Here is a 1,016-nt window from a genome sequence, read left to right on the forward strand (position 1 = left end):
TGCTGGAGAGTACTGACCAGCAGGCACTGTTCGCGGGCGTCGCGTCGATGAACCGTGAGCCTGCAAGCCTGCTGCAAGGTTCGGGAAAGGGCAAATCCCCGGACGCACTGTTTCCGGCTTTACAGGGTTTCAACAGCGTCGAGTGGATGTTGCTGATGGATACTCTTCATTACTTGGTTGATGACGTGCTGGTGAAGGTTGACCGGGCCAGCATGGCCAGTAGCCTCGAAGTGCGGGTGCCGTTCCTTGATCCGCAGGTGTTTCACGCCGCCTGGCGCATTCCGGTGGAAACCAGACTTAACAACGGGCAGGGTAAGTGGGTATTACGCCAACTGCTTTACCGGCATGTGCCACGCGAATTGATTGATCGCCCCAAGATGGGCTTTGCTGTACCGCTGGATGCCTGGCTGCGCGGCCCGCTGCGCGACTGGGCTGAGGAGCTGCTTTCCACTGCAAGCCTGAACCAGATGCCAATGCTGGATGCTCGCCGAGTGCAGCAGCTGTGGCGGACTCATCTGAAGGGTCAGGGCCATCATGCCCAGCAGCTTTGGACGGTGTTGCAGTTGCTGGCCTGGCAGCGCCGCTGGCGACCTCGACTGGCCTGAGTTTTATTTATCTGATCCGCATTAGCGGTGTTTAACATTTTTTGGAATTTATGCTGCCTTACTGGATTCTGTTTTTGATTCCCACTGTTGGACTGCTTTTTTCAAGGCGGTTGAGGCCCGCATCCAGCACGCCCATGTGGTGGTTGGCTGGGGTGTTGTTTGCCATGGCGATTGGCCTGCGTCATCGGGTGGGTGGCGATTGGTGGGCCTATCTTCTCTATCTGGAACGGGCCAGTTCACTGTCGCTGGTAGAGGTGCTCAATAGCACAGACCCTGGTTACATCCTGGTTAACTGGCTTGTCGCCCAGTTTGACGGTCCCATTTATTGGGTGAACCTGATCTGCGGCGCCATCCTTATGATTGGTGTGATGTCTTTTTCTCGTCGCCAACCCCTGCCATGGCTGGCGCTAC

At 56.7% G+C, this 1,016-nt stretch carries 2 protein-coding genes; both read left to right on the forward strand.

The window, feature by feature from the left end:
- On the forward strand, positions 1-605 hold a 605-nt coding region (locus tag J1C54_RS16315), incomplete at its 5' end, for an asparagine synthetase B (protein ID WP_229150019.1).
- A gap of 164 nt (positions 606-769) precedes the next feature.
- Positions 770-1,016 (forward strand): EpsG family protein (locus J1C54_RS16320; RefSeq protein ID WP_229150022.1); only part of this gene is annotated, 247 nt, incomplete at its 3' end.

The organism is Alcanivorax sp. 1008 (assembly GCF_020667895.1).
Taxonomy (GTDB): Bacteria; Pseudomonadota; Gammaproteobacteria; order Pseudomonadales; family Alcanivoracaceae; genus PGZG01.